A 7,424-nucleotide genomic window follows, 5' to 3' on the forward strand; every position below is an offset into this window, starting at 1 on the left:
CAGCGCCCGGCCGCCCCGGCCGACATGTTCGCGAACGCGGCCGGGATCTCCTCGGGGCCGATGCGCGTGGTCGCCGTCGGCTCGCGGTGGGCCGTGTCGTTCGGCGCCGGGCGCGCGGGTCGGGTGGGTGACGCTAGTGGGGGCGGCGGGTTCGGTCCGGTAGGCGTGCCGGGGGTTGGGTGGGCTGTGCTCCGGCCTGGCGGGCCGGTTCGTTCGGGGAGCGCAGGGCGACGGTCGAGGACAGCAGGAGGAGCGCGCCGAGCATCACGAACGGTGCCGCCACGCCCGCGACCCCGGCGACCAGGCCCGCGGCGGCGGGCGCGGCGACCTGGCCGAGGCGGTTGCCGGTGAGCCGCAGGGCGAGCGCGGTGGAGCGGGCGCCGTCGGGGGCGGCCTGGACGACCGTCGTCATCGACAGCGGCTGGCCGACGCCCAGGCAGAAGCCGAGGGCGGTGAGCATCAGGCCGAGCGCCCACACGGGCACCGGCAGCGCGATGCCCGCGCACAGCAGCGCCGCGAGGAAGCAGGTCAGGGTGAGCAGCGCGGGCCGGCCGAGCAGCCGCAGCAGCGGGGTGAGGACGAGCCGGCAGGCGATGGTGGCCCCGGCGCGCAGGCTGAGCAGCACGCCGACCACGGCGGGCGCGATGCCCCGGTGCTGGCCGACGACGGGGAGGTAGGCGGTGAGGATGTCGGTGGCGGACAGCACGGACAGGCTGATCAGCATGCCCGCGGGCACGCCCCGGGCGCGCAGGATGCCGCCGACGGCGACCCGTTCGCCGGGCGCGGGGCGGGAGGTGACGGCCGTACGGTCCTCGATGCGCCACAGCGAGGTGAAGGCGACCGCGGCGCCCGCCCCCGCGACGAGCAGCGCGAGCGCGCTGGTGCCGGCCATGTCGGGGCCGTGGATGAGGGCGCCCGCGGCGACCGGTCCGACGAGCTGGCCGAGGGAGGCGCCGATGGTGAAGTGGCCGAAGTTGCGGTCCTGTTCGTGCGGGGCGGACTGGCGGGCCACGAGGGACTGGGCGCCGATCACGAAGCAGAGGTGGCCGAGGCCCATGACGCCGCTCCACAGGGCCATCGTCCACAGGGAGCCCGCGACACCGCTGAGCGCGCAGCCGGCGGCTATGAGGACGACGCCCGCGGGCAGCAGGGGCGCGCAGCGGCCGTGGTCGGTGCGGCGGCCGAGCGGGACCGCGGCGAAGAGCGGCAGCAGCGCGAACACACCGGCGATGACACCCACCGCCCGTTCGTCCGCGCCGAGCGCGAGGGCCCGGTAGGAGACGGCGGGCCGGGCCATCGACACCGCCCCCTGCGCGAAGCCGAAGGCGATGACGAGACGCAGCAGCCAGCCGCGGTTCCTGCCGGACCCCATGGTGACGACCTCCGTGGGACGGTTCGGACGGTGCCCGGCAGGAATCCTGCCCCGGGCACCGCGGGTGAAGTCAGCGGCGTCCACTCCACCACGGACCGCGGCCCGGGGTCACGGCACGGTGGTGAGTTCGACGGGTACGCCGTTGAGGACCGCGTTCCCCGAGAGGGGGTCGAGGAGGCTGCCGTCGAGGAGCTGGTTGACGTTGACGCCGGGGGTGGTGGTGGCGTGGCCCAGGCGGACGCCGGGCCGGTCGTGGCCCCAGCCGTGCGGGAGGCTCACCACGCCGGGGCGGACGCCGTCGGTGACCTCGGCGGGGGCGACGACCTCTCCCCCGGCGCCCCGGACCCGCACGTCGGCGCCGTCGCCGACGCCGAGGGCGCGGGCGTCGTCGGGGTGGATGTGCAGGGTGCAGCGGTTGGAACCGCCGGTCAGCTCGGGCACGTTGTGCATCCAGCTGTTGTTGGAGCGCAGATGGCGGCGGCCGACGAGGAGGAGGCCCGCGGGGCGTTCGGCGAGCGCGCGCCGCAGCCGGGGCAGGTCAGCGGCGATCGGCTCCGGCAGCAGTTCGATCCGGCCGCTGCGGGTCCTGAGCGGCTGGGGCAGGCGCGGGCGCAGCGGGCCGAGGTCGATGCCGTGCGGGTGGTCGAGCAGCCGGGCCAGGGTGAGGCCGTCGGGACGGGCGCCGAAGCCGTCGCCGTAGGGGCCGAGGCGCAGCATGAGGTCGAGTCGGCGTTCGGGGCCGTTGTCGCCGGTGAGCAGGGCGGCCAGCGCCTTGGGGTCGCGGCCGTGCACGGGTGAGTGCTCCTCGCGCACGGCCTTGCCGAGGGTCTGGTCGACGACCATGGTGTCGACGGCGTCCGGGTCGGCGCCGTGCAGGCCGCCGGCGGCGAGGACGAGCCGGGCCATGATCTCCGTCTCGGCCATGCGGCCGGGTTCCAGGGGGACGGCGGGGCGGGTGTAGCGGACCTGGTTGCGCACGGCGAGGGTGTTGAACGCGAAGTCGTGGTGGGGGCTCTGCGCGGGCGGCGGCGGGGGCAGCACGACGTGGGCGTGGCGGGTGGTCTCGTTGAGGTAGGGGTCGACGCTGACCATGAACTCCAGGGAGTCCAGGGCCTTGTCGAGCCGGTCGCCGTCGGGCGCGGACAGCACGGGGTTGGCGGCGACGGAGATCAGGGCGCGGATCGGGGTGCCCTCGGCGGTGGCCGTGTCGATCTCCTCGGCGAGGGCGGCGAGCGGCAGTTCGCCCTTGGCCTCGGGGTGCCGGCTGACGCGGGAGTGCCAGCGGCCGAGCGCGAAGCCGTGGCCGGGGCCGGCGGGTCGGGGGGTGCGGTCGGTGGCGGCCTGTGGGAAGAGGGCGCCGCCGGGCCGGTCGAGGTTGCCGGTGAGGATGTTGAGGACGTCGACGAGCCAGCTGGCGAGGGTGCCGTGCGGGACGGTGCAGCTGCCGATGCGGGCGTAGACGGCGGCGGTGCGGGCGGCGGCGAGTTCGCGGGCGAGGGTGCGGACGGTGGCGGCGTCGACGTCGCAGGCGGGCGCGACCGCCTCGGGGGTGAGGTCCCGCAGTTCGGCGCGCAGTTCGTCGACGTCCTGGACGTGGGGTGCCAGGGCGCCGAGGTCCACGAGGTCCTCGGCGAAGAGCACGTGGGCCATCGCCGCGAGCAGCAGGGCGTCGGTGCCGGGGCGTACGGCGATGTGGCGGTCGGCGAGCCGGGCGGTGCGGGTGCGGCGCGGGTCGACGACGGTGAGGGTGCCGCCGCGTGCCCTGAGGGCCTTGAGCCTGCCGGGGAAGTCGGGGGCGGTGCACAGACTGCCGTTGGACTCCAGGGGGTTGGCGCCGATGAGCAGGAGGTGGTCGGTGCGGTCGAGGTCGGGGACGGGGATGGCGTTGGCGTCGCCGTACAGGAGTCCGCTGGAGACGTGCTTGGGCATCTGGTCGACCGTGGAGGCGGTGAACAGGCTGCGGGTGCGCAGGGCGCCGAGCAGGACGGACGGGTAGAGGCCGCCGGCGACGGTGTGCACGTTGGGGTTGCCGAGGACGACACCGACGGCGTCGGGGCCGTGGCGTTCGACGAGGGGACGCAGGCCGGCGGCGACGGCGTCGAACGCCTCGTCCCAGGTGGCCTCGCGCAGTACGCCGTCCCTGCGCACGAGCGGGGTGCGCAGCCGGTCGGGGTCGCCGTCGACGGCGCCGAAGGAGGCGCCCTTGGGGCAGATGAAGCCCCGGCTGAACACGTCGTCCCGGTCTCCCCGGGCACCGGTGACCCGGGTGCCCTCGATGGTCAGGGTCAGTCCGCACGTGGCCTCGCACAGCGGACAGATACGCGGAGCGGTGCGACTCATGGGCCCTCCCGGCGACGATGACACTCGAACCGAGGGCGAGCATACCGACCGGTATGCACGTCGGGGAGGGGGTCGTCGCGGCGGAAACCGGGACGCGGCCCCGCCCCCGGCGGTCCGGGCGGTGGCCGGCGGGCGTCGGCCCAGGACCCGGGACGGTGTCAGTCCAGGACCCGGGAGAGGTAGGCGCGGAGCAGTTCCCGGGTCTCCCCTATGACGGCCTCGTCGCCCTGGGGGTCCAGGCGGAAGGCCAGGTGGACCAGGGTGTCGGCGGTCTCCACGGCGACCAGGAAGACCCGGCGCAGCGCGTCGTCGGGGGTGCGGCCGAGGTAACCGGAGAGCAGGTCGGTGAGCCGGTCGGCGACCCGGTGGTTGGGCTCGGCGTCGGCGTCGCGCGAGCCGACGGGTATCTGGTTGCCGAAGTCCACGAGGGAGAAGCCGGGGGCGGTGCGCTTCATCGACAGGTACTCGTCGAGCACGGCGTCCATGGCCGCCCGCCAGTCGCCCGCGCCGGCCGCGGCCAGCCGCTCGGTGACCCGCTCGGAGTAGCGGTCCAGGTTGCGCTGGGCGAGGGCATCGGCCATCTGCCGCTTGTTGCCGAAGAACCGGTAGACCGAGCCGATGGGCACCCCGGCGCGCTCCGCCACCGCCCGGGTGCTCAGCGCCTCGTAGCCCACCTCGTCGAGGAGGTCGGCGCAGGCGTCCAGGATCCTGGTCAGCCGCTCGGCGCTGCGCCGCTGGACGGGGGCGCGGCGCAGCGATGGGGGGTGGGACACGGGCTTCATGATGCCTTTCCGGCGGGATCGGGTGAACCTCGCCCCCCGGCACCCGAGGGCAGGGACTCGGTCTCCGAGGCGGTGACGTCGGCGGTGCTCTCGACCGGCTCGCCGTGCACGGCCCACACCGTGGCGTCGTCGGCGTACAGCCGTGCCGTGACGTGGTGGGTGCCCTTCGGGACGAGCCGGGCGGCGAGGTGGTAGGCGGGGCTGCGCAGCCGGGTGACGAGGCCGCCGTCGACGAACAGGTAGGCGACGCCGCGTCCGGCGGCGGCCCGGGCCGGGGCGGGCGCCGGGGAGAGCCGGAAGTGCCGCAGGGTCAGCCGGACGTCCCAGCCGCCCGCGGTGTCCGGGGTGACCTCGACGGAGACATGGGGCACGGCCGTCCCGGCGGCCTCCCGGTAGCGGCGTCCGCCGCCGTCCGTCTCGTCGAGCAGCCTGCCCGCGGGCGAGGGCGGCTCCCCGCCGTGCCGCTCGTGCGCCTCGCCGGTCCCGCACCCGGCCGGCGCGACCAGGAGCAGGGCACAGACGAGGAGCGCGGCCCGGATTCCACGCGTCCACGACATGCCCGGAAGCGTAGAACGCGGGTACGACACTCCGAATCCACCTGGAGTCGGGTTCCGCGCCTCCCCCTTCGGGCGCAGGCCGTACGCCACGTGGCGCACGGGAGGGAATCCGGGCCCCCTTGCGGCCGGGACACCGCAATCCTATGGTACTCCACAGGAATCTGGTACGCGAGGGAGCGATCATGACCGGGGACGCCCGCAAGACCGCCGAGGGACTGGTGTATCTGTCCGGGTTCGGCAACGAACACGCGTCGGAGGCCGTGCCGGGCGCCCTGCCGGAGGGCCGCAACTCGCCGCAGCGCGCCCCGCTCGGGCTGTACGCGGAGCAGCTCAGCGGCTCCGCGTTCACCGAGCCGCGGGCGGCCAACCGCCGCTCGTGGCTCTACCGCGTCCGCCCCTCGGCCGCGCACCCGCCGTTCACCCGCACCGGCAACGGCTCGCTGCACACGGCCCCCTTCACCCAGGTGGTGCCCGACCCGAACCGGCTACGCTGGAACCCGCTGCCGGCGCCCGCGCCGGGGACGGACTTCCTGGCGGGCCTGTGGACGCTGGGCGGCAACGGCGACGCGACCCGGCGCAGCGGCATGGCGGTGCACCTCTACCACGCGGACGCCTCGATGGAGCGGGTCTTCAGCGACGCCGACGGTGAGCTGCTGATCGTGCCGGAGCGCGGCGGGCTGCTGCTGCGCACCGAGTTCGGGCTGCTGCGGGCGGAGCCGGGAGAGGTGGCGCTGATTCCGCGTGGGGTGCGCTTCCGTGTGGACCTCCTGGACGAGGTGGCACGGGGTTATGTGTGCGAGAACTATGGGGCGCCCTTCCAACTCCCCGACCTCGGCCCCATCGGCGCCAACGGGCTCGCGAACGCCCGGGACTTCCGGGCGCCGGTCGCCGCGTACGAGGACGTGGAGGGGCCGGTGGAGGTGGTCACCAAGTTCTGCGGCAACCTGTGGCGCGCGGAGTACGACCACTCGCCGCTCGACGTGGTCGCCTGGCACGGCAACCATGTGCCGTACACCTACGATCTGCGCCGTTTCAATGTGATCGGCTCCATCTCCTACGACCACCCGGACCCGTCGATCTTCACGGTGCTGACCTCGCCGAGCGACACCCCGGGGCTGGCCGGGGTCGACTTCGTGGTGTTCGCGCCGCGCTGGCTGGTGGGCGAGGACACGTTCCGGCCGCCGTACTTCCACCGCAATGTGATGAGCGAGTACATGGGCCTGATCGAGGGCGCGTACGACGCCAAGGCCGAGGGTTTCGTGCCGGGCGGGGGCTCGCTGCACAACATGATGTCGGCGCACGGACCGGACCGGGAGACGTTCGACCGGGCCGGCGCGGCCGAACTGCGGCCGCAGAAGCTCGACGACGGCCTCGCGTTCATGTTCGAGACGCGCTGGCCGGTGACGCTCACCCCGGACGCGTCCCGCGCGGAGCATCTGCAACAGCGGTACGACGACGTGTGGCAGGGCCTCGAACGGCACTTCCGCGCGCCGTGAGGGCGGCGTTGCACGGGAACCGGTACGACCGGTACGGATAGGCCCGTGACCTCCTTCGCCCCGGACTCGATCGTCCTGAACCGCAAGCTGCCGCTCTGGTACCAGGTGTCGCAGTCGCTGCGCGCCTCGATACTGGGCCGCTCGCCCCAGGACCCGCTGCGCCTGCCCACCGAGGAGCGGCTGGCGGAGCACTACGGCGTGAGCGTGCTGACCATGCGGCAGGCGCTGAAGGAACTGGAGGACGAGGGGCTGATCTCCCGGCACCGGCGGCGCGGCACGTTCATCGAGCCCGGCGCCCGGCGCGGCGCCCCGGTGCGGCTGCTGGGCTCGGTGGACGCGATCGTGGCCCAGCAGTCGGGCATGACGACCGAGTTGCTCGACCGGGGCCTCGGCCCGGTGCCGGCCGAGGTCGCCGAGCACTTCCCCGACCTGCGCGAGGTGGCCACGTACCACCGGCTGCGCCGGGACGAGAAGAGCGGCGAGCCGACCAATCACGCCCACAACTACGTGCGGCCCGCGCTGGCCCGGCGCATCGACCCGGACGACCTGGTGCGCTGGCCGATGACCAAGGTGCTGCGGGACGTCGTGGGCGCGGGCATCAGCCGGATCACGGACACCCTGGAGGCCCGGCTCGCCGATCCGGAGACCGCCCGGCTGCTCCAGGTGCCGCTGCTGAGCCCGATCCTGCACTACACGGGAGTGACCTACGACGAGGACGGCCGGGTGCTGGACGTGGCCGTGATCCACTACCGCGGCGACCGCTTCTCGTTCACGGTCACCCTCGACGCTTCCTAATGCTCCTGTCAAGCGGCTGTAGTCACCGGAGGTGTGACTTGGTAGCACCGTCGGTCACGGATCAGGGCCCAGATGACGTTCA

General features: G+C 74.3%; 6 protein-coding genes. 2 read left to right on the forward strand and 4 right to left on the reverse strand.

Going from position 1 to position 7,424, the window contains the following annotated elements; all coding sequences use genetic code 11:
- Positions 1 to 133 precede the first annotated feature (133 nt).
- The 4 genes from AB0F77_RS08330 to AB0F77_RS08345 form a co-directional block, all read right to left on the reverse strand.
- On the reverse strand, positions 134 to 1,372 hold the full coding sequence (locus AB0F77_RS08330; protein ID WP_361943446.1) for an MFS transporter: 1,239 nt from the start codon (positions 1,370 to 1,372) through the stop codon (positions 134 to 136).
- Between the two features lie 108 nt (positions 1,373 to 1,480).
- Positions 1,481 to 3,712 (reverse strand): molybdopterin oxidoreductase family protein, encoded by a 2,232-nt coding sequence (locus AB0F77_RS08335; protein ID WP_361943449.1) that lies wholly within the window; start codon positions 3,710 to 3,712, stop codon positions 1,481 to 1,483.
- Between the two features lie 158 nt (positions 3,713 to 3,870).
- Positions 3,871 to 4,494 (reverse strand): TetR/AcrR family transcriptional regulator, encoded by a 624-nt coding sequence (locus AB0F77_RS08340; RefSeq protein WP_361943452.1) that lies wholly within the window; start codon positions 4,492 to 4,494, stop codon positions 3,871 to 3,873.
- On the reverse strand, positions 4,491 to 5,051 hold the full coding sequence (locus tag AB0F77_RS08345; RefSeq protein ID WP_361943455.1) for a hypothetical protein: 561 nt from the start codon (positions 5,049 to 5,051) through the stop codon (positions 4,491 to 4,493). The genes AB0F77_RS08340 and AB0F77_RS08345 overlap by 4 nt, the downstream gene beginning before the upstream one ends.
- 182 nt (positions 5,052 to 5,233) lie before the next feature.
- On the opposite strand from AB0F77_RS08345, the gene hmgA reads away from it, so the two are divergent.
- Both hmgA and AB0F77_RS08355 read left to right on the forward strand, forming a co-directional pair.
- Positions 5,234 to 6,547 carry a homogentisate 1,2-dioxygenase gene (hmgA, locus tag AB0F77_RS08350; protein ID WP_361943458.1) on the forward strand — a complete coding sequence of 438 codons (1,314 nt, stop codon included), beginning with the start codon at positions 5,234 to 5,236 and terminating at the stop codon, positions 6,545 to 6,547.
- Positions 6,548 to 6,592: 45 nt separating this feature from the next.
- Complete coding sequence (locus AB0F77_RS08355) at positions 6,593 to 7,342, forward strand: GntR family transcriptional regulator (protein ID WP_361943461.1); 750 nt, start codon at positions 6,593 to 6,595, stop codon at positions 7,340 to 7,342.
- The last annotated feature ends 82 nt before the right edge of the window (positions 7,343 to 7,424 follow it).

Source organism: Streptomyces sp. NPDC026672 (assembly GCF_040638185.1).
GTDB lineage: Bacteria > Actinomycetota > Actinomycetes > Streptomycetales > Streptomycetaceae > Streptomyces.